General features: G+C 31.0%; 16 protein-coding genes. 4 read left to right on the top strand and 12 right to left on the bottom strand.

Annotation, left to right across the window (positions count from 1 at the left end; translation table 11 throughout):
- The 9 genes from ACKTSU_RS09635 to ACKTSU_RS09595 form a co-directional block, all read right to left on the bottom strand.
- Entirely contained in the window at positions 1-837 is an 837-nt protein-coding gene (locus tag ACKTSU_RS09635; RefSeq protein ID WP_408036204.1) for a metallophosphoesterase, read from the bottom strand.
- Positions 838-848: 11 nt separating this feature from the next.
- A complete protein-coding gene (locus tag ACKTSU_RS09630; protein WP_408036203.1) occupies positions 849-2,843 on the bottom strand; it encodes a sensor histidine kinase in 1,995 nt (664 codons plus the stop codon).
- A 160-nt stretch (positions 2,844-3,003) separates the two neighbouring features.
- Positions 3,004-4,098, bottom strand: a complete 1,095-nt coding sequence (locus tag ACKTSU_RS09625) for a hypothetical protein (RefSeq protein WP_408036202.1) — start codon at positions 4,096-4,098, stop codon at positions 3,004-3,006.
- A 28-nt stretch (positions 4,099-4,126) separates the two neighbouring features.
- Positions 4,127-4,342: a hypothetical protein gene (locus tag ACKTSU_RS09620; RefSeq protein ID WP_274634590.1), complete on the bottom strand. Its 216-nt coding sequence runs from the start codon at positions 4,340-4,342 to the stop codon at positions 4,127-4,129.
- Between the two features lie 210 nt (positions 4,343-4,552).
- Complete coding sequence (locus ACKTSU_RS09615) at positions 4,553-6,730, bottom strand: PepSY domain-containing protein (protein ID WP_408036201.1); 2,178 nt, start codon at positions 6,728-6,730, stop codon at positions 4,553-4,555.
- 22 nt (positions 6,731-6,752) lie between these two features.
- The gene (locus ACKTSU_RS09610) at positions 6,753-7,226 is read right to left on the bottom strand and encodes a DUF2271 domain-containing protein (protein WP_408036200.1); all 474 of its coding nucleotides are present in this window, start codon (positions 7,224-7,226) and stop codon (positions 6,753-6,755) included.
- A 67-nt stretch (positions 7,227-7,293) separates the two neighbouring features.
- Entirely contained in the window at positions 7,294-8,787 is a 1,494-nt protein-coding gene (locus ACKTSU_RS09605; protein ID WP_408036199.1) for an ankyrin repeat domain-containing protein, read from the bottom strand.
- A gap of 11 nt (positions 8,788-8,798) precedes the next feature.
- The gene (locus ACKTSU_RS09600; protein ID WP_408036198.1) at positions 8,799-11,222 is read right to left on the bottom strand and encodes a TonB-dependent siderophore receptor; all 2,424 of its coding nucleotides are present in this window, start codon (positions 11,220-11,222) and stop codon (positions 8,799-8,801) included.
- A gap of 34 nt (positions 11,223-11,256) precedes the next feature.
- The gene (locus ACKTSU_RS09595; protein WP_408036197.1) at positions 11,257-12,159 is read right to left on the bottom strand and encodes a DUF6607 family protein; all 903 of its coding nucleotides are present in this window, start codon (positions 12,157-12,159) and stop codon (positions 11,257-11,259) included.
- Positions 12,160-12,252: 93 nt separating this feature from the next.
- Between ACKTSU_RS09595 and ACKTSU_RS09590 the strand changes: the two genes are divergently transcribed.
- Positions 12,253-14,388 carry a TonB-dependent receptor plug domain-containing protein gene (locus ACKTSU_RS09590; RefSeq protein WP_408036196.1) on the top strand — a complete coding sequence of 712 codons (2,136 nt, stop codon included), beginning with the start codon at positions 12,253-12,255 and terminating at the stop codon, positions 14,386-14,388.
- A gap of 11 nt (positions 14,389-14,399) precedes the next feature.
- Positions 14,400-15,485 carry an HmuY family protein gene (locus tag ACKTSU_RS09585; protein WP_408036195.1) on the top strand — a complete coding sequence of 362 codons (1,086 nt, stop codon included), beginning with the start codon at positions 14,400-14,402 and terminating at the stop codon, positions 15,483-15,485.
- Between the two features lie 81 nt (positions 15,486-15,566).
- On the opposite strand, the gene uvrA is transcribed toward ACKTSU_RS09585, so the two are convergent.
- On the bottom strand, positions 15,567-18,359 hold the full coding sequence (gene uvrA / locus ACKTSU_RS09580) for an excinuclease ABC subunit UvrA (protein ID WP_408036194.1): 2,793 nt from the start codon (positions 18,357-18,359) through the stop codon (positions 15,567-15,569).
- A gap of 232 nt (positions 18,360-18,591) precedes the next feature.
- Between uvrA and ACKTSU_RS09575 the strand changes: the two genes are divergently transcribed.
- Positions 18,592-19,173 (top strand): RNA polymerase sigma factor, encoded by a 582-nt coding sequence (locus ACKTSU_RS09575; protein WP_028890901.1) that lies wholly within the window; start codon positions 18,592-18,594, stop codon positions 19,171-19,173.
- Positions 19,174-19,418: 245 nt separating this feature from the next.
- Here ACKTSU_RS09575 and ACKTSU_RS09570 read toward each other — a convergent pair whose 3' ends face one another.
- Positions 19,419-20,069 (bottom strand): endonuclease III domain-containing protein, encoded by a 651-nt coding sequence (locus ACKTSU_RS09570; RefSeq protein ID WP_408036193.1) that lies wholly within the window; start codon positions 20,067-20,069, stop codon positions 19,419-19,421.
- Positions 20,070-20,173: 104 nt separating this feature from the next.
- Between ACKTSU_RS09570 and bcp the strand changes: the two genes are divergently transcribed.
- Entirely contained in the window at positions 20,174-20,626 is a 453-nt protein-coding gene (gene bcp / locus ACKTSU_RS09565) for a thioredoxin-dependent thiol peroxidase (RefSeq protein ID WP_408036192.1), read from the top strand.
- 35 nt (positions 20,627-20,661) lie between these two features.
- On the opposite strand, the gene ACKTSU_RS09560 is transcribed toward bcp, so the two are convergent.
- On the bottom strand, positions 20,662-21,438 hold the full coding sequence (locus ACKTSU_RS09560) for a sterol desaturase family protein (RefSeq protein WP_408036190.1): 777 nt from the start codon (positions 21,436-21,438) through the stop codon (positions 20,662-20,664).
- Positions 21,439-21,455: the final 17 nt, after the last annotated feature.

The raw sequence follows: 21,455 nt of genomic DNA, 5'->3' as shown, positions 1-21,455 counted from the left end.
TTAAATCAACTCAAAAAGTGTTATTTCTGGCCTAACATTAAATCTCACTTGCCATAAGTGACCTAATGCTCTATTTATATATAAGGTTCTACCGTCTTCTAAATCTATTTCTCCCGAAGCATATTTTTTATTTTTTACGGGTATGATAAATGGAGGTAAAAAAGGAGGTTTTACTTGTCCTCCATGTGTATGACCAGCAAGAATCCACCCTTTGTAATTGTTCCAAATATCTAAATCACAAACGTCAGGGTTATGGCATAATACAAGGTTAGCTATATTGTTGTTATATTGACTCATAATTGGTTCTGGATTAAAATTTGTTCCCCAATAATCGTCAAGCCCAATAAAATTTAAACCGCTATATTCTTTTTGTTCATTCCTTAAAACTGTTATTCCGGATTGGTTTAATAAATCGGATATTTTATTAGATACGCTCGTTTCTTTCCAGTTTTTTCCATAGTCATGATTCCCTAAGATACCAATTGTAGCAATTTTTCCTTTTACAGAAAATCTTAAAACTTCTTTTAATTGTTCAAGCTGCTCTTTGTTATCATAACTAACATAATCTCCTGTATAAACTACAAAATCAGGATTTAAATTTTGTGCTTTTTTAAAAGAATCTATAATGTAAGTGTAATCAAATCTGTTTCCTATATGAATATCACTTATTTGCATAAGTGTTTTACCTACTAGACTTTGAGGTAGATTTTTAATTGGCATTTTTTTTCTAACAAACTCTAACCAGTTAGGTTCTATTTTCCAACTGTAAAAACCAGTTAACAAGCCTGTTCCAACAATACTGAGTAGTGATTTTTTAACAAATTTTCTTCTTTTCATAGCTAACTTTTTTAAAAATCAGTTTTTAAAGGAATTTTAAAAGCAACTTTTGTGCCTTTAACCTGTTTGTTTTCGATTATTTCATCAATATGAAAAGTACTCTTTTTTGATAAACTTTCAATTCGTTCTTGCGTAACTTTTAATGCAACCGATTGATGTGTACTTGTGGTCTTTATTTTTTTTGATTGATGAAATCCAATACCGTTATCTACTATTTCACAATGTAAAAAATCGTTTTTCACAGAGAAATGAATATCCACTTTTCCGTTCTCTACGGAAGATATTCCATGTTTGATACTATTTTCAACAAAAGGTTGAATAAGCATAGGAGGAATTAGGATTTCTTCAGGATCAAGAGTAAGGTTTGTTATTATTGAATATTCGAAAGGTTTCGGATTCATTTGCTGCTCTAATTCAATATAATTTTTTAGCGTGGTAATTTCTTCTGCCAAACATATTTCTTCTTGTCTTGAATTGTGTAAAACACCACGTAAAAGAGTAGCAAACCTACTAATTGTAGTATTTAATTCAACTGATTTTCCTGAATTACCTAAGGCTTTTATTCCGTTTAAAACATTGAAAATAAAATGCGGATTCATTTGTAATTGCAATGCTTTTTGCTCAAGTGATAATAAATGATTTTCTAATTGTAGTTTTGCTACTTTAGCTTTATTTTTAGCTTGAATTCTGCGAACATACAACCAAATAATACTTCCTAATAATAAACTCGCTAAACCAATAACAGACCAGATAAACCATTTTTTTTGATAGATGGGAGTATCAATAAAAAAGTTAAATTCAATAGGATCGCTTTCTAGTTCTCCAATTTTTGATTGGGCGGTAAAAGTGTAATTTCCTGGAGATAAATAAGCTAAATCGATAGAACTTTTCTTACTCCAAGGACTTGCTTGATTATTTAAGGTATAGCGATATTCTAAATTATTAGAATTGCCAATATCTACTGTTTTGTAATAAAATGAAATATGATTTTTATCTGCAGGAAGCTGTAACGTTTTTTCGTAACCATTTATATTGATACTATCAATAGATTTAAAAACTACTTCTATATTTTCAAAAGATATAGTAGGTTTTTTCTGGGTAGGTCTATCACTTTTAATAAAATAAATTCCTTTATCTTGTGTGCCAATCCACGTATTTTTGTCGGAATCTTGAAAAGCTGTAGAAATTTTATTGGTAGTAAGGGTGTTGTATTTGTTGATAGTTCTTTCAAAATTGAAATTAGCATCTAGTACTTCAATACCTTCATCTTCAGAAATAATCCAAAATTGATTGTTGATTTTATTGATTCCCTTAATGTTTTGTGAAGTGATGGTTTGTGTCTCTATTTCATCATTTGTTATGAATTTAAGACCGTTATTATAGGTGGTGGCAACAATGGTTTTACTATCAATTAAGATAGAAGTGTAATTGTTAACATCAATTCTATCTAAAACTTCTGGATTGATAAGTTTATCTAGTCTCCATAAAGATTTGTTAGTTGCTATCCAATAAAATTTTCCATCAAACTTAATGTCATTTACTTTGTTTAAATCTATTTGAAAATTAGTGCGAAGTGGAGAAAGATAATCTTCACGGACTCTAACGATTCCTTTATCTGTTCCTAAAAAAGTATGATTGTTAATAGTTAAAACACAGTTAACGTTGTTTCCTTCAAAATTATTGAAACCGTTATGGTTTTTGATACTTAAACCTTTATCAGTTCCGATAAAAAGAGTATTGTTATTTGCTTTGACAACGTTTATGTTGTTGGATATTAATCCGTTTTGAGTTGTGTAGGTTATAAATGAGTTTCCATTATATTGAATTAAGCCTTTATCCGAAGCTAACCATAAGTAACCTGTACGATCTTGAACTCCGTCTTTAATATGTAAACTTGGAAGTCCGTCATTTTTATTGTAGGTTTTTAAGGGTTGATTTTGAGCAGAAATACTTATTAACCCACAAAAAAAGAAAATGAAAATTGTGTAAGCGAAATTTTGTATCAAGAGATTTTTGGTTCTTGATACAAAGCTATTTTTAGAGCAAATTTTTGTTGAATTAAGGTTTAAAAACTTCATCATAACAAACATACTTAAATTAAACGTCATTACGAAGGGCAGGAGGGAATTGCTTTATTCGTAATGACGTTTGTTCAACAATTATAAGTTATTTCATAGCATATAAGCGTTTGTTATTAGGATCTGGTTTTACATGTTCTAATTCACCGTAAGGTTTTACTAAAGGTTTTAAAACACACAGAGCAGATGCTTTTCCTGTGATTGTTAATTGGTTGTTTTTAACAATATAAGTCCATCTAAACTTTTCTAGAGGAATGTTTGTTTTTTGTACTTCTTTCATCAAGTTTTCTTCTCCAGCAATAAAATCCATAATTTCTTCTTGCATTACAAAGTGTGGAATTTCATTATCAGAATTGTGATAATCTAACTCTAAATTCACAGGAATGCTGTATTGAACAGTGTATGGCTCTCCTACATAGCGCTCTCTTTCGTTATTTAAAGCATCGTACCAATCAATTTCTTTTTCTTCTGGATACTTCTTAGCAATTTCTTTAGATAAATCTACTTTTCCAGGAGAATTTGCTGTTGGATAAAACACATAATACGGTTGCGCTAAATAGTGGTTAGAAAACTCTCCACCAAAAACATTGTAATAGGGTGATGCAACTACTTGTGGTATTTTATTTTCAGTAATGAAAGCACTTTTTAGCGTGTTAACTAAATCACTGTTTGATGCCAACTCATTGGTATGAAAGATAATTTTTGTGTCATCTGTAATAGCATCACTTTTTAGTAAAGGTAATCTACCTTGATCAATTGTTTTTTGTAAGCTGTTAGCAGTTATTTTCTCTCCATTTACAACCGTTTCTAAATTCATTGCTTTAAACGGATTGTTGTTGTTTACAATATGAATTTCTCCATAAGGGTTTTCACTAGCATTACTATTTATCCAAGTAATGATTTCTTCAATAGAGTATTTTCCGTTGATAACATCATAGTTTTTTTCTTTAAAGTATACGCGCGCACTGTCGTAAAAATGACTGTTACCTTTGTCATTTCCTGTAATGAAAACTACAGGGTTTCGGTATTCTACCACAGAATTTTCGATAATTTCATCTAGTTTAGCAATATTTCCCAGTTTTTGGTTTTTGTTTTCTTTTTTTGTTTCATTGCAGCTCGTAAATACTCCGATAAGTAGTAGTAATCCCATTACTGTACCTACTTTTAAAATGTTTTGTTTCATAGTTTTTTGTTTTAAGGTTATTATAGTTTTACTGTTGTAAGATGATGGTTACATCTCTACCTAAATTAAAATCGGTTGATAATTTATTTAAGATATTAGGTAGGTTTCTATCGCTAATCCATTGACCGTTTTCTTGCTTTTCAACTGAAGCGATTAATCCATTATTACTGATTTGTAATTTTAAACTTGTGTATTTTTCCAAATACATTTTTAATACTGATGAATAATTGTTGTTAGACCACATAATTGTTGTTTTTATATGATCAAAATTACCACAGATGTATAGGTGAATTGGGAGTAAATTAGAATTCGTAGTAGATAAATTAGAATTCGTTATCGTCAGTTACTAGACAGTAGACGTTAGCCAGTAGTGAGTGGTTAGTTTATAGAAATCTTACTAGATAAAAGGAATTGGCTGAAAGCTTAAAGAATACAGTCTTCAGCCAATTTCCTATTAATAACAATCCGTTTTAATTTGATTGTTCTTTTTAAAGTGATTTAAAGAAGCGTTCAGCTTTTTTGAAACAATTTGTTCTATAGAAGTTTCAACACCTTTCAACATTTTGATAGAACCGCAAATCATAATTGTTCCACCGTTTTGTAAAACAGAAGCAATTGTACTTTCTTCTTTTACCAATAAGTCTTGAACGTACTCTTTATTTTGTTCTTGAGAGTAAGCAATATGAATGTTGTTTTGTTCAATGTTGTTTAGTAAAGGAGTATAAATCTCCAAAGATTCTTGAGTTCTACCACCCCAAAACAAATGTGTTTTTATGCCATTTTTTTGTTGAAGCATTCCTAAAAAAGGAGCAATTCCTGTTCCATTAGCTATTAAAATAACTTCTTTGTTCTTTTTCGGAAAATGAAAATCTTTATTTGGTTGAATAGTTGCTTGAATTGGTTCGCTTTCCTCTAATTGATAAAGTAGGTTAGAGCAAATTCCTAATTCATGTTTTTTTATACTTAATAGAATATCGTTATCAATTTTTCCGACAGAATATAAACGTTCAATATTGTCTTCTTTAGGAGTAATAGCGAGTAAATCTCCTGAATTAAAGCGGAGTTTTTTTGTAGGTTGTAAGCGAACTAAAAAAGAATTGTCGTTGTTTAAATCGGTTTTAGAAACTGTAGTAAAAGTTTGTTGCTTTTTAGGTTTTTTAATTATTTGAACTAGTTCTAAATCAATTCCTGTTTTGTTGCTCCATTGATGCCCCCAAGTTTTAAAATCTTGAAATGATTGATTGTTGATTTTATATACAGGTACTACTGAGTTAAATTTTGGATGTTGTTGTAATACAGCATCAATATCAATAGCAAATTGACAAAATTTAGGGTATGCTCTAGAACCAAAACCAATCACCGAATAGTTAATCGTATTCTGACTATTTATTTGCTGAATTAATTTTAGAAACTTGTTCGCATTTGAAGGTGCCTCTCCGTCTCCGTAAGTTGAAGTTAGTACAATTAAATGTTTTGCATTCGTGTAAGAAGTATAGTTGTTTAAAACATCAATAAAAATAGAGTTGTTTGTTTTAACTAATGAATTGTACAATGCAGAAGCAAACTGAAAAGTGCTGTTTGTTTCAGATCCTACTAAGATGATAATTTCTGCTTTGTCTTTGCGAATGTTGTTTTTAGGTAGTGAGCTTTTTTTAGTTCTACTAAGAGTCATAGCAAACCCTGAATAGATAAAAAACAGGATTGAGATTGAAGAAAGCAACAATACAATCGACCAAATAATGGTTCCATTTCCTGTGTGTAATAATAAACTCCAGTTTAAGAGTATGCTAGTTAATGAAAGGTTTTCTTTACTAATAATTGCACCGGTATATTGATGAACCAGCAATTCGCTGTCGGTTAGTTTTATAAAAAAGAAATCTTCTTCGTCTTCAGAAAAAGGGAATTCGACACTTTTTACGGTATTTAAAGTGATGTTTTTAAAAGTGGAAAATTCAGCAATCGCTAATTTCTCATCCGAGGTAGAAGATGAAATATCAAAAGAGTGATTGATTTTTTCCGCAGGTAAAAGAGAAAACTTATCTAAAGATAAATACACACCTGTTAAGGTGATGATAATAATAGGAATCAGTGTATATCTTCCGATAATGATATGGTAATATTGAGCAAAATCTTCTTTTATAATCTTAGAAAAGAGATGTTTTATACCACCTTGTCGTTTGACAATCAATATAAGTCCCGTAATAGCTATTAAACTCAGTAAAAAAGAAACGAAACCAACAATGAAACGTCCTGTTGATTTTAAAAATAATGACCTGTGTAAACTCGTTGCAAATTGAAAAACAGGATGTTTTTTTTCTGGTTCTCCTAGTTCTTCACCAGTAAACGGATTTACATAAAAAGTAGCACTTTTTCCTTCTTTAGTAATTACCGAAGCGGTTACAAAATCATTTTCATCAACTGTAATAGAAATAACTTCATCATACTGTTTTTGTAGTTCAGAAATTGTTTCAGCTAGGGTGATATTTTCTGTATTAGAAATGCTGTATTCTGATAGCTGTTTTGATATAGGTTCAAACGCTAAAATAATACCTGTAACTGCAGCAAGAAGTACGAATATAGAAGAAGATATAGCCAAGGTTAAGTGGCTATATCTCCAAATTGAGGTGGTCATTTTTGTTAGATGTTTGTTTAAACTATTGAGGCATTAGACGTATGTAACGGATAAAACCTTTTCCTTCAAATTTGTTTTTAAGATTTTCGGTTGTTAATTCAAATTCTACATCGTCTTTGTAGTATTCTTGGTCTTCTACAGCCGATTCAAATCTGATTTTATAGCCTTTGTCAATCTTGTTGTTATCTATGTTTAGTACACTAATAGTTCTACCACCACCGCTAACTGTAGCGCCAGTTATAGCATCGATATCAGCGCGAACTTTTCCTTGAAATTTCCACCATTCGGTAATGTCAGAATACCATTCTTCATCATCACCTATTACATATAAGGTTTTATCATATTCTCCTTTCGGATTCAATAATGAAATAGTGATGTAAGCGCCTTCACCCGTATAATTTTTTAGTTGAATCATACATTTGTAACTAGCGCTATTTGTTGATGTAAAAGCCATGGTAAGCATAGCTATTAAAAGAACTGGAATTATTTTTTTCATCTTAATTTGTTTTTTGCTTCTTGATACAATTTTGATTGTTTTTCTCAAAATCACTCGATGTGATGTTTTATTTTAAAAAGTTAATATTGATGTTTTGGTTCTTAAGAACTTCGTTTTCTTTAGCTAAATCATAAACTGTTTCATCAAAATCTGTAGTGATTGATTTTTCCGCGCCAATACTTAATAAATAATTGATTACATCTGTATTGTTAGCTTGCATCACAGCTAAATGCAATGGAGTTAATCCGTCGCTGTTTTTAGCATTTACATCAATTTTTAAAGTGTTGATTTTTTGTAACAAGTCAACGCTATTTTTTTCAATAGCTATATGGAACAAGTTGTTTTTGTCTGCTTGAAGTTGTGTTAATTTTAATCCGTTATTCGCTAAAAGCTGCATTTTTTTGTTGAAATCCTCTGATTTTTTCGGATGGTAACTTTTCACTAAATAATAAGCCAACGAATTCTCTTTATTATCCTTTACTTGAATATCAGCTTTGTTTTTGATTAAATAATCAACAATAGCTTCTGAATTGTATTCAACTGAGTAGGTAAGTGCTGTATGACCTTTTTCATTAGCGTGATTAATGTTGGTTGTTTTTTCTGATAACAACTGAACAATCTCTAAAGTGTTTCTGCTAGTAGCAATTAGTAGTGGAGTGTTTCCGTTTTCATCAACTTGATTAGGATCTACTCCTTTATTAAGGAAATAGTTAAAAGTAGCTAGGTCCTTGTTTCCACGAGCTAGATTATGAAGCGGTGTTTTTCCGTTATCATTAGTAATGTTTGGATTGATTCCTAAACTTTCTAAATACTTGAAAAACTCAAGTGAATTATAGCCTGCTCTAGAACCTTGTGTAGCTAGCAACATTGCATTTCCTCCTTTTTTGTTTAAGTTTTTATGAGGTATACCTTTCTTGATAAGAAGTTCTAAGATGGTTTTATTCCCTTTTTTTGCAGCATAGTTAAAGGCACCGTTTCCATCATGGTCAAGACTTTGTAAGCTTAATCCTTTAGTAGAAAGGTATTCTACAAAAGACAAGTTTTTCAAACTAGGTAGCACTAATAACAAAGCGTTCGCACCGTGTTCGTCAACATCTGTTTTGATATCAATTCCGTTTTTAATGCATAACTCATAAATTTCTTTATTGGTTTGTCCTGCATTAGCAGCAAAAGTTAATGGAGAAAATCGATGAGAATCTTTTAAATCCATACAAGCATTGTTTACTATTAAATGTTTCATTATTTCAACATTGTTTTTGTAAGCAGCCCAGAAAATATAAGTTCTTTTATCGTGGGTAATTTTGTTAACATCATTTCCTTTTTTGGTAAGCAAATACTTGATTACAGTATTAGGAGCTTCACCTAAAATAGCATTGGTAACAGCATCAAATCCATTTAGGTTCAATGCTGTAGCATTATTACCTTCTTTTATCTTTTGCTCAACAAGTTCAATCGTAGGGTTGTTTTGCCAAAAGGACCTTTCAAAAAATACATTTTTTGTTTGTGCATGTATTGTACTAACGAGTAGTGTTAGTATAAGAGTGATTTGTAATTTTTTCATGTTTTAATTTTTTAGAATCTATATCGTAAGGTTGAACCAAAACTAGCAGGTTCTATTCTGTTTATGTAGCTAGTACGGTATGCATTGTAGCCTACTTCATTAAAAATGTTGTTACCAAAAACATCAATACTTAATTGCTCATTGAATTTATAAGATGCTTGTAGGTTAACAGTGGTGTATGCTTTTAAATCGAAAGGTTTTACACCTGGAACAACACCAGCATGTGTATAGTTTCTAGACCATACGTTATGAGGGCGTTCTCCTAAGTAATAAGCACCTGCACCAATTGATAATCCGTCTAACGAGTTGGTAAATGCATAGCGAGCCCAGAAATTAGCTGTGTGTTTAGGAGTGTTCATAGGGCGTGAGTTATAGTAGTAAGATACATGGTCTTTATATCTTGCGTCTAAATAAGAATACCCTCCAATAACTTCTAAGTTAGGTAATACTCGACCGATTAATTCAATCTCTACACCGTTTCTAACATCTTCTCCACCTTTCATATAATAACCAAGAGAGTTACCGTTTTCATCAATAGCTTCTAAGTTTAAGTTTTTACTGCTGGTATAAAAAGACGTAATATTGAAACGTAAAGCATTGTTTAACCAAGAAGATTTAATTCCTGTTTCAATTTGATCCCAACGCTCAGTTCCTAATTCATTTCCGTTAATATCGGTATAAAAAGAACTTCTAGGGTTTGAATTACTAGCATATGAACCAAAAACAATGATATTTTCTGTTGGTTTTATGTTAAAACCAATTAACGGATTAAAAGCATCATCTCTTTTAGCACCTGTTAAACTACTGCCTAAAAAGTTACCTTTGGTTCTTTCAAGTGTGGTATAACGTAAACCTAAAAATACATCTGCCCAGTTGTTAATGGTAATTTTATCTTGAATGGTAAAACCATATGATTTTGTTTTAGAACCACTAGCACCATTAGTATTTAAAGCTACACTAACTCCAGAAGAAAGTTTGTTGTCAATAGTTTCTCTAACGTCAATAATGTCAATATAATTTCCGTTGTCATAGGTAGTTGTGTAAGACTCATTGCTAAATTCAGATGTTCTATAATCTACACCAATTTGGAATGTATGTTTAAGAAAACCAGTTTCTACATTTTTACCAACAAGGTCTAATTGTAATACACTGTTATTATCTTTTCTTCCTCCAGCTCTATATTGACGATAACGCTCTGTTGCTTCTAAAAGAGGTAAATTAGATCTTCCTCCTCCTTGTGTTAAAGAAACAGATTCATTATAAGTTTCTAAATCAGATGAGAATAAACCTGCTTTAACGGTAAGCTTATCACTAATTTCTCTATCAAAACGAATAGCATAGGTTGCGTTTAAAGTTGAGCTTCTGTCAGAGTCAAATCCTAAAAACTTATTATTTGAAAGTAATAAAATGTTGTTTACATCATAGGTTCCTAAGTTGATAGTTCCAGGATCTGGAGTACGGCTATCATCCATATAATCCATTTCTACAATTAAAGTAGTTCTTTCATTAGGTTTCCATGCTAATGAAGGATTGATATACATGCGTTCTGAATTTACAACAGCTCTGTAACTATCAGCTCTATCATAAGAACCAGCAATTCTAAAAGCTACGGTTTCGTTTTCATCAAGAGATCCATATACATCAAAAGTAGGACGAAATTTACCAAAACTACCGGTTCTTAAACTTACTTCACCACCACTGTAGAATTTTGGAGTTTTAGTAACTACATTAATAACTCCACCAACAGAACCTAAATCTCCCCCTAAACCTTGACTAATTGCCGAAACACCTTTCAGTACTTGAATGTTATCAACACCTGCCATATCGGTGATAATTCCAGTTCCTCTAAAATCAGAGTTAATACGAACACCATTCTTTAAGAGAGGAATTCCTCTAAATCCTCTCAAAGACATACTCTCTTTAGTATTACCATAGGTAGCAAAGGTGTACACACCAGCAACATTTTTAGTAACATCACTTAAGTTTAGTGCATTTTGTTGATTGATAAGTTTGTTTGATAATACTGAAATACTTTGTAATTGCTCATTCGGAGCTAATGGTAAACGAGTAAGTGTTTCTAGTTTTTCAGCTCTTTTATTTCTTGCTCCGAAAAGTTCAACTTCTTCTAGTTGCGTGTCAGGTTTCAAAATAAAAACAACGTTGTTGATATTACCTTCAGTTACAGTAATTTTTTGAGATGCTTGAGAGAAACCTACCGCACTGGCTATAATTTTGTAAGTTGAAAAAGGTACGTCTTTTAAGATGAAATTTCCTTCATTATTAGTTTCTGTACCGATTTTAGTTCCTTTGATAAAAACACTTGCATATGGAATGGCTTCGTCGTTTTCTGATTTTACAATTCCTTGTATGGTTGTTTGGCTATATATTGATTGAATACAACTACATATAAGTAGTAGAGATACTATGATTCTCATTTCTTTTTTTATTTGAGAGGTTTTAAATTTTAGCTTATTTTTTTATAAAAGATTCAATGGTTTTATCAATTTCATTTTCTTGTGAAGTCTGTTCTGAAAATAAATGTTTATAAAGGGGTTTGTTGTCTACTTTATTTTCTAGAGAAAGATTGGTATTTCTACCGTACACTTCATCCCATTTATTTCTTACTAGTTGCCATTTATTTTGATTTTCTTTCCACCAATTTTTTGCTGCTTTGCATTTACTATCTGGTACTTTAACATAGGTGTTGTAACCTTTTTCGTGAGCAACAACAATATCTTCTTTGCCAGTTTCTCGTATAATTTTTCTGTTGTCTTGGTCATGTAACCAACCATATTCTGTAATTTCATGACGATTACCTCTTTCTGTAACATTGTAGTCACTTCTTTTGGTATATTCTCTTCTCGGTAAAGGAGCGTCTGTAGTGTTTTCCCAGTAACTTTTTCCATCAACATGTACCCAAGTTCCTGAGCCTTCATATCTAGGGCTGTCATCTACTTGATATACTTTTTGAGTCCACTGTTTTTTAACCTCTGACTTAGGTTTTGTTTGAAATAACCAGTTATTATCACCATTATACATGTAAAAGGCAGTGTTTTCGTATAGCCAATCTTGTCTCCAATGCTTAACTATATGTGGGTTAGCAGGGTTTCCAACTTGTAATAAGTGTTGAATAGAGATTTTATTATTCTCATCAACTATTAATTCTGCCCACTCTAAACCTTCGTCTTTTTTTGTCTTAGAAGGCTTGTAAAGAGAGTCTTTACTGTTGTTAAAAGTTTCAGCAAAATTGAAAGTTACTTCATAGCAACCGCACATGTTTTTTATGGCTTGTCTATCTTTTTTCTTTTTGCTTTGAGCATTAATGGTAAGTGTAAATAGTAATATAATACTACTCAATAATATTTTTTTCATTGTGAGTTTTGTTTGAATTTATTTTCGACAAAAATATAAATTTTATTTAGACTGATTAAAAATAAAAAATATATTTGCAAAAAATTATTAAGAATGTTTCTAAATAAAACTATTGGATTTTTGTTGTTGCTTGTTACTATATCGTCTTTTTCTCAAGAAGAAATTAAGCAGGATAGTGTTTATTATAATAAGCTTGAAGAAGTTGTAATCACAGGACAATACAATCCTCAATCAATAAAAAAGTCAGTATATAACGTAACAGTTATAGATAAAAAACAAATAGAAAAACAAGCAGCTAATAATTTAGCAGATTTGCTAAACTTCAAATTAAACTTAACAGTTGTGCCAAATGCTCAGTCAGGGAAATCTACTATTTCGCTATTTGGTTTAGACTCTCAATACTTCAATATTTTGATTGATAATATTCCTTTAGTGAGTGATAATGGACTGGGAAATAATATTGATTTAACTCAAGTGAATTTAGATGATGTTGAGCGAATTGAAATCGTTGAAGGGGCTATGGGAGTGGAGTATGGAGCAAATTCAGTATCTGGAGTTATTAATATTATAACAAAAAAATCTGCTCGAAGTAAATGGAGTATAAAAACATCGTTACAAGAAGAAACAGTTAGCAATGAATTTGCTTTTTTTAATAAGGGAAGACATATACAAAGTGTAAATATAGCACATAACTTTTCTGATAAATGGTTTGGTAGAGTTAGTTTTAATAGAAACAATTTTGCTGGTTTTTATGATAATAGAAAAGGAAGAGATTATTATAAAAACGATAGTTTAAGAGGTTATAGCTGGTTGCCAAAAGAACAGATTAATACTAACGGGTTTTTAAACTATAAAAATGCGCGATTTAATTTAAGTTATCGATTTAATTACTTTAATGAACTTATAAATTACTATAATCCAAGTGTAAGAGCTAATATAAATACAGACACACAAACTAGTAATCCGTCTGCTACAGATAGAGTTTTTAAAACTAATAGGTTTGTAAATAACTTAAACGTAAATGGTAATTTAAAATCGGGAAGTTCATATTCTTTCTCAGCTTCATATCAAACACAACATAGGTACTTAAACGAGTTCAATTATTATATTTTGAATGGAGATACAACTAATAAAATAGATGAAGTTTATCAGTCAAGTGAAGTCTTCTTTTCAAAAGGAACTATTTCAAATTTCATAAAAAGCAATCGCCATAATTTTCAATTAGGATACGAAACACGCTACATAAGCGGTTTTGATACACAAGCATCAGGCAGTGTTACACAACAGGATAAAAAACGAACACAAAATAATTATGCGTTATATGGTTCTTCTGAAATTAACTTTTCAGACTCTTTTATGGTTCGTCCGGGGTTACGATTTGAATATAACTCTCTATTTCGTTCAAAACTTTTAGGTTCATTAAGCCTTCGTTATCTATTAAAAAATGGCATTGAACTTAGAGGTAACGTAGGAACCTCGTACAGAACCCCAAATTTTGAAGAATTATACTACTATTTTGTAGATTCTAATCATGATGTAAGAGGGAATGAAGATTTAAACCCAGAAAATGGATATTCCGCTTCATTGAGTTTAAAGAAAAAAAGTTGGTTTAATGGTTCAAGTATATCATTATTAAATAGCGTAAAAATTGACTATATAGATGTTGATGATAAAATTGATTTAGCAATTATAAACTCTTCACCATTACAATATCAATACATAAATATTGATGCATATAAGCTATGGGGAATTTCATCAACTAATACTATAAAAGCTAATAATTGGGCATTTAATTTAGGGGCAACTGTACAAGGAATATCTAGAATAGCTAATTATGAAGCGAATGCAGAAAATGATTTTTTATACTCATTTCAGCTAAATACAAGTGCTACTTATGAAATAGAAAAGTGGCAAACAGCATTCACAGTTTTATTAAAACATAACGGAAGACAACAAAACTATGTTGCTTCGGGTACAGATAATGAAGGGAATTCAATTTTCTCAAAATCTACGATAGCATCCTACAACTGGTTAGATGCTTCTATGAAAAAATCATTTTTTAAGAACAAGTTAGAAACAACTTTAGGTGCTAGAAACTTATTTGATGTTACGAATGTAAATGTCAATAACGTAAGCAATGGAGGAACACACTCGGCAAATAATAATACTCTTTTGTTGGGGTATGGACGATCATACTATTTAAAACTATTATATAATATCAATTTTTAAAATTAATAATCATGACAAACAAGATTTTATCATTTTCTTTATTAGTAACAGCTTTCTTATTAGCAAGTTGTTCTAGTGATAATAATTTACCCTCAGAACCTATAAAAGTAGTAATAGAAGGGGCAACCGTAGCACCAGAAATAGGAGGGCCTAACCAACCTAATCAAGTGTATGTAGATTTAAGTACAAACACTACAACAAACGTAAAAAGAGATTCATGGGATTTAGGCTTTTACTCAGGAGATAAGTTTAAGGTTACTTTAAATGGAGCTATTTATATGGCTGCAGCTCAGTTATCTTCTACAGATATAAATGCTGTAAACTCTTTAAATCAAGAGGTTAAAGATTTACAGCCTAAAGTAGCTGTGGGTACTTTTGACCCTGAAAGCTCGACGTATATTGATGCTCCTAATGGAGATATAAATACTACTGCAATAGCAGAAGTATCAGATAATGATGAAGATAATAAAGTGTACTTAATAAATTTAGGATACGAAATAGGTACAGAAACTCTAGCTGTAGGAGGAGTAGATATTTCTGATGATTCTAGAGGTTGGAAAAAAATTAGAATTTTAAAAGATGGTAGTACTTATGTTTTACAATATGCAGATTTAGATGCAACTACACATAATGAAGTTGTAATAACTAAAACAGAAGATTCTAATTTTACTTTTTTTAGTTTTAATACTGAAAATACTGTAAATGTTGAGCCTAAAAAAACTGAATGGGATTTAAATTTTACAGTTTTTACGAATGAAATTCCAGGTTACGGGGCATATGGTTATTCAGATTTTGTAGTAAATAATTTAAAATCTAATGTAAAAGTGTATATGATTGACACAGAAACAGAAGATTATACATACAACACTTTTTCATTGACAGATGTAAATTTAGACAGCTTTGAAAATGACCAACGTGGTATTGGTAGTAGTTGGAGAAAAGGTGGAGGACCAGGAACTTTACCGTCTCTTAAAGAAACTGTTTTTTATGTGTTAGAAGATACCGATGGTAATTTATATAAACTAAAGTTTTTAGCATTAACAAACGAAGCAGGAGAAAGAGGTTACCCTGAGTTTGTGTATAGCTTATTAAAATAATTAAGAGTTCTTTATTTATTAAATTTTGTTAATTTTTGTTTTGAAAAGCTATCTGACTGAGAGGTTAGATAGCTTTTCTAATTAAAAAACTAGTTTTTCTTTTAAGTATTTAGAAGTGTACGACTCTTTATTTTCAGCAAGTTCTTCAGGAGTACCTGTAAAAATTAAATTTCCACCTTTTTTTCCACCTTCTAAACCAAGGTCGATTATGTAATCAGCACATTTAATTAATTCAATATTATGCTCAATAACAATGATTGAATGCCCTCTTTCTATCAAAGCATTAAACGATGCTAATAGTTTTTTAATATCGTGAAAATGCAGTCCAGTCGTGGGTTCATCAAAAATAAATAAGGCTTTGTCTTTTGTGTTTCCTTTCACTAAAAAAGAAGCTAATTTGATACGTTGTGCTTCACCACCTGATAATGTAGAAGATGATTGTCCTAATTGTACATAACCTAATCCAACATCCTGTAAAGGTTTTAGTTTTCTGGCAACTTTTGTTTGATTGTGTTGTGTGAAAAAAGCAACAGCATCGTCAATGGTCATGTTTAAAATATCATCGATGTTTTTTCCTTCAAAAGTAACTTCTAAAACTTCCTTTTTAAAGCGTTTTCCTCCGCAAGTTTCACATTCTAAATGTACATCGGCCATGAATTGCATTTCAATAGTCACTTCACCTTCTCCTTTACAAACCTCACAACGACCGCCTTCAACATTGAAAGAAAAATGTTTAGGTTGATAATTTCTAATTTTCGAAAGTTTTTGATCTGATAATAGCTTTCGAATATCGTCGTAAGCTTTAATGTAAGTTACAGGATTGGAGCGAGAAGAGCGTCCAATAGGGTTTTGATCAATAAATTCTACATGTTTTAAGGTGTCAAAACTTCCTGTAATTTCTGTATGTTGCCCTAATTTATCTCCATACCCTATGAGTTGTTTTTGCATCGCAGGATATAAAATTTTCTTTACCAACGTACTTTTTCCACTTCCTGAAACCCCAGTAATAACCGTTAAGTTGTTTAGGGGAAAAGCAACATCAATATTTTTTAAATTGTTTTCACGAGCACCAATAACTTCAATAAAATTCTTAGAGTTTCTTCGTTTAGTTGGAACTTCAATTTTTAATTCTTCGGAAAGATATTTGCCTGTTAATGAGTCAGATTTTAGAATTTCATCAAAAGTTCCTTCAGCTACTACATTTCCACCATAAGTTCCCGCTTCAGGACCGATATCAATAATATAATCGGCTTCTTTCATGATGTCTTCATCATGTTCAACTACAATTACGGTATTTCCTAAATCGCGTAGGTTTTTTAAAACACCAATGAGTCTTTCAGTATCTTTTGGGTGTAACCCAATACTTGGTTCGTCTAAAATATACATCGAACCAACTAGCGAACTTCCTAAGGATGTAGCTAAATTAATTCGTTGACTTTCTCCACCAGATAGCGTGTTTGATGTTCGGTTTAAGGTTAAGTAGCTTAAACCAACATCGGTTAGAAACTGTAAACGATTGTTGATTTCAGTTAATAAGCGTTTCCCTATTTTTTCTTCGTATTTGTTGAGCTGAATACTATTGAAAAATACCGCTAATTCGTCTAGAGGAAGCGTAACTAATTCAGAAATTGTCTTTCCATATACTTGCACATAATTTGCTTCTTTGCGCAAACGTTTTCCTTCACACTCGGTGCATTTAGTTTTTCCGCGATAGCGAGAAAGCATTACACGGTTTTGAATCTTGTAACTTTTCTCTTCTAATTTTTTGAATAGATGATTGATTCCTTTGAACTTTTTGGTTCCATTCCAAATAAGACTTTTATGCTCTTCAGAAAGTTCAAACCAAGGTTTATGAATCGAAATTCCAAATTCTTCGGCATGAAGAATCAAGTCGTTTTTATATTTTTTATAGCTGTCTGTTTTAAACGGGAAAATAGCATCCTCGTAAATAGAAAACCCTGTATTAGGAATAACTAAATCTTCATCAATACCAATTACATTTCCATAACCTTCACAGGTAGGGCAAGCTCCGTACGGGTTGTTAAAACTGAATAAATGTGTGTTCGGTTCAAAAAAAGAAATTCCGTCTAATTCAAATTTATTACTGAATTCTGTAGTAGTTTCGTCAGATAAGTTTTCGATGTAACAAATTCCTTTTCCTTCAAAAAAAGCAGTTTGAACAGCATCTCCCAAACGATTGTAAAAATCTTCCTCGTTTTTAACCACAATTCTATCAACCACTAAGAATAAATTATCACCGTTAAAATCATCCACAGGAAATTCATCAATTCTATAAACGGTGTCTTTGTACTTTAAACGAGCATATCCTTGTTGTGTTAATACCTGTAAAACTGTTTTAATGTCTCTCTGTTCGTTTATTGTAATAGGAGCAAGTAATAAAAGTTTGGTACGTTCTTCAAATGTTTTTACATGATTGATGACATCTGAAACGGTATGTTTTTTTACTTCTTCTCCAGAAATAGGAGAGAAGGTTTTACCGATACGAGCATACAATAATTTGATATAATCGTAAATTTCTGTTGAGGTTCCAACAGTAGACCTCGGATTGGTAGAGTTCACTTTTTGCTCAATAGCAATAGCAGGAGCAATTCCTTTTATATAATCAACTTTTGGTTTATGTAGTTTTCCAAGAAACTGACGAGCATATGAACTTAAACTTTCAACATAACGACGTTGCCCTTCGGCATATAGAGTATCAAATGCTAAAGAAGACTTTCCAGATCCCGAAAGCCCAGTAATAACAACTAGTTTATTACGAGGTATAACCACATCAATGTTCTTTAAATTGTGTAGTTTAGCTCCTTTTATTATGATGTTTTCTTTAGGGTTTACAGTTGAAATGTCAGTCTTCATGTGCTCAAAAAATAAACGATAAAAATACCAATTTTTAAGTGATTTTAACGTGGTTACAACAGTGTTTTTCTCTTTTTTGTGAGTTTTTTTTGCTTTTATTAATAAAAAATTCAATATTTGTAATTCATTATTAATCAATAAATAAAGGCCTATAGCATAATAATTACTTTATAACTTAATATCCCTTAACAAGAAGATAACTAGTAAGTTATTCTTCAAAAAAGTAATTATTATGAAAGACATAATCGACGATAGTGTTTTAGTAAAAAACTACATTAACGGTAACGAACTGGCCATTGAATTATTGATTAAACGACACCAACAGAGATTGTATAGCTTTATTTATAGCAAAATACAAGATCGAGATACTACAGAAGACATTTTTCAAGACACCTTTATCAAGGTAATAAGAACGCTAAAAAAAGGAAATTATAACGAAGAAGGTAAATTTTTACCTTGGGTTATGCGTATTGCTCATAATTTAATTATAGATTATTTTAGAAAGAACAACCGTATGCCAACGTTTAATAATACAGAAGAGTTTGATATTTTTTCGGTTTTAAGTGACGGAGCGTTAAATGCAGAAAGTAAAATTATTAAAGAGCAAATTTTAAACGACGTAAAAGAGCTAGTTGAAGAATTACCAGAAGAACAAAAAGAGGTTTTAAAGATGCGTATATATAATGATATGAGTTTTAACGAAATATCAGAAAATACGGGCGTTAGCATTAATACAGCATTAGGAAGAATGCGTTACGCTTTGATTAATTTGAGAAAAATAATAGAAAAAAATAAAATTATTTTAGCAAGTTAAACAATATTTGAAAAAAAGCATCGTTAATTCATTGATTATAAGTTATAAATAAGGGGTTATATGATGCAAATTTACTCAGAAAAGTCTTCAGACTTTACTATGGAACCAAAACAAGAAACAGTTCAATATTTGATTAATTTTTCTAAATCGCTAAAAGTAGTTAAAACGAAATCAAACTATCTCATTGAATTGAATTTGAATTAAGAGTGGAAAAAGCTTCAACAAGGTTGGGGCTTTTTTTAGGCTCATTTTTTATAATAATCGTCCATTACCGACTTTCTACCTACCGTTTTCGTAATAATATCATTTTCTAATTTCCAACCACGAGCAGGAGAGTACTCACGTCCGTAATAGATAATTTGTAAGTGTAATTTATTCCATAATTCTTTTGGAAATAATCGCTTAGCATCCTTTTCGGTTTGTGTTACACTTTTTCCGTTTGATAAATTCCAACGATACATCAATCTGTGAATGTGAGTGTCTACAGGAAAAGCAGGAATATCGAAAGCTTGCGCCATAACAACACTAGCAGTTTTGTGTCCCACAGCAGGTAATTCTTCCAAAGCTTCCATATCAATAGGAACTTCACCATTGTGTTTTTCAATCAAAATTTTAGATAAACCATAAATCCCTTTTGATTTCATAGGAGATAAACCAACAGGTTTAATAATATCTCGAATTTCATCTACAGAAAGTTTTACCATATCATAAGGATTATCAGCTTTATCAAATAATAAAGGCGTGATTGTATTTACACGAGCATCAGTACTTTGAGCAGACATCAGTACTGCAATTAATAAAGTGTAAGGATCTTTATGATCTAAAGGAATGGGTGTTTCAGGGTATAATTCTTCTAAAGTATCTATAACAAATTGAACTTTTTCTGCTTTGGTCATTTTATATAGTTTGATGACTCAAAGGTACAAAGAAGCTACGTATGTTTATGGAAAATCAAAATCAACTTTGTAACTTTGACATTGTAACTTTGAAACGAAATAATATGACAACATTAAAAGCAGGAGATAACGCACCAAATTTTGAGTCGGTTGATGAAAAAGGTAATGTAGTAAAGCTTTCTGACTATAAAGGAAAGAAATTAGTTTTGTTCTTTTATCCTAAAGCAAGCACACCGGGTTGCACAGCAGAGGCATGTGATTTACGTGATAACTATCAAACATTTTTAGCTAAAGGATATGATGTATTAGGGGTCAGCGCTGATTCAGCGAAACGCCAACAAAATTTTATCAATAAAAATGAATTGCCTTTTCCGTTGTTAGCAGATGAAGATAAAGAGGTAATCAATGCATTTGGAGTTTGGGGACCTAAGAAATTTATGGGAAGAGAGTATGATGGAATTCACCGTACTACTTTTGTAATTGATGAAAAAGGTGTGATTGAAGATGTTATTACAAAAGTAAAAACTAAAGAACACGCCAATCAAATATTAAGTTAATAGCTTAAAATATATCAAAATAAAAGTCGAGTAATTTACTCGACTTTTATTTTTTCTAAACGCACCTCTTGAGTTGTGTTTTTTAGTTCTCGTTGTAATTCTTTACTTGTTTTAGAACTTCCGTCATGACTCCAACCAGGTGGCATAAACACATATTTTAAACGAATACTTAAAGGGAGATGTTTTTTTCGATGGAAAAAATCGTTGTAAATTTCTTTCCATTCATGAAAGATAATATTAATAGGACCTTTGTCTTCTAAAGGTTTTGTAAGTCCATATTTTATTTTCTCATAGTCTTCCTCATTTTCTTCAGCTTGAAAAGTGCCAAACATTTTATCCCAAATAATTAAAAACATACCCATGTTTTTGTCTAGGTATTTAGTGTTTGAAGCATGATGAACTCTATGATGAGAAGGAGTAACGAAAAGAATTCCCCACCACTTAGAAAATTTATTATTAATAAAATTGGTATGACATAAAGTTCCATAGTTTTGAATCATAGCATAAGCAAATATGATATGAAGTGCTTCAATACCAAGAAAAGCCAAGGGAATAAAGAAAATATACCTGTATAAAGGTTGTAAAACAGATGATCTAAAACCTGTAGAAATATTGTAGTATTCTGAATTGTGGTGGGTTACGTGTATTGCCCAAAAAAAGCGAGAACTATGATCAAAATAGTGTTGAAGGTAATATAGAAAATCTTGCCCTAAAAAAGCCAAAGCCCAATATGCCCAATATTGATTTCCTTCCCAATCAATAATTCTTTTTTGATAAAAATAACTAAGAACAAAGAAGGAAATTCCCTTCATTAACAGATCTAAACTAA

Origin of the sequence: Tenacibaculum aestuarii, from assembly GCF_964510395.1 — a bacterium.
Classification (GTDB): Bacteria; Bacteroidota; Bacteroidia; order Flavobacteriales; family Flavobacteriaceae; genus Polaribacter; species Polaribacter aestuarii.
The sequence above is the reverse complement of the archived record's forward strand: the minus strand, read 5'-3'. Positions and strand labels throughout refer to the sequence as shown.

Bases quoted from the DNA above. Each gene is read 5' to 3' on its own strand.
- ACKTSU_RS09635 (WP_408036204.1), bottom strand. From the start codon at position 837: ATGAAAAGAAGAAAATTTGTTAAAAAATCACTACTCAGTATTGTTGGA.
- ACKTSU_RS09625 (WP_408036202.1), bottom strand. From the start codon at position 4,098: ATGAAACAAAACATTTTAAAAGTAGGTACAGTAATGGGATTACTACTA.
- ACKTSU_RS09620 (WP_274634590.1), bottom strand. From the start codon at position 4,342: ATGTGGTCTAACAACAATTATTCATCAGTATTAAAAATGTATTTGGAA.
- ACKTSU_RS09615 (WP_408036201.1), bottom strand. From the start codon at position 6,730: ATGACCACCTCAATTTGGAGATATAGCCACTTAACCTTGGCTATATCT.
- ACKTSU_RS09610 (WP_408036200.1), bottom strand. From the start codon at position 7,226: ATGAAAAAAATAATTCCAGTTCTTTTAATAGCTATGCTTACCATGGCT.
- ACKTSU_RS09605 (WP_408036199.1), bottom strand. From the start codon at position 8,787: ATGAAAAAATTACAAATCACTCTTATACTAACACTACTCGTTAGTACA.
- ACKTSU_RS09600 (WP_408036198.1), bottom strand. From the start codon at position 11,222: ATGAGAATCATAGTATCTCTACTACTTATATGTAGTTGTATTCAATCA.
- ACKTSU_RS09595 (WP_408036197.1), bottom strand. From the start codon at position 12,159: ATGAAAAAAATATTATTGAGTAGTATTATATTACTATTTACACTTACC.
- ACKTSU_RS09590 (WP_408036196.1), top strand. From the start codon at position 12,253: ATGTTTCTAAATAAAACTATTGGATTTTTGTTGTTGCTTGTTACTATA.
- ACKTSU_RS09585 (WP_408036195.1), top strand. From the start codon at position 14,400: ATGACAAACAAGATTTTATCATTTTCTTTATTAGTAACAGCTTTCTTA.
- uvrA (WP_408036194.1), bottom strand. From the start codon at position 18,359: ATGAAGACTGACATTTCAACTGTAAACCCTAAAGAAAACATCATAATA.
- ACKTSU_RS09575 (WP_028890901.1), top strand. From the start codon at position 18,592: ATGAAAGACATAATCGACGATAGTGTTTTAGTAAAAAACTACATTAAC.
- ACKTSU_RS09570 (WP_408036193.1), bottom strand. From the start codon at position 20,069: ATGACCAAAGCAGAAAAAGTTCAATTTGTTATAGATACTTTAGAAGAA.
- bcp (WP_408036192.1), top strand. From the start codon at position 20,174: ATGACAACATTAAAAGCAGGAGATAACGCACCAAATTTTGAGTCGGTT.
- ACKTSU_RS09560 (WP_408036190.1), bottom strand. From the start codon at position 21,438: ATGAAGGGAATTTCCTTCTTTGTTCTTAGTTATTTTTATCAAAAAAGA.